Annotated in this window: 1 protein-coding gene; it reads right to left on the reverse strand. The window is 61.4% G+C overall.

The genetic code is table 11. From position 1 onward, the window contains the following. Positions 1–207 (reverse strand): transposase family protein (locus tag IG74_RS50715; RefSeq protein WP_324607552.1); only part of this gene is annotated, 207 nt, incomplete at its 3' end. Positions 208–220 lie beyond the last annotated feature (13 nt).

Genomic DNA, 220 nt, shown 5'->3' on the forward strand with positions numbered 1-220 from the left:
GTCTCCAATCCAGGCGCCGGGGTTGAGTGTCAGCAGGACTCCGGATTCACTCAGGCAAAAGGAATCGTGGCGGTTACCGTCGATCGGATCAGAAATCCAGGCCAGGCGGCCGGCGAGGGTACAGGCCACCTGAACGTTCATGCCCGTCGTCTTGTGCTTGCCGGAGTGCAACTGGGGGTGCGAGGCCCATGACCAGCAAGGAAGCAAGGTGCCATCGACA

Origin of the sequence: Streptomyces sp. NRRL B-1347, assembly GCF_000720325.1 — a bacterium.
Lineage (GTDB): Bacteria > Actinomycetota > Actinomycetes > Streptomycetales > Streptomycetaceae > Streptomyces.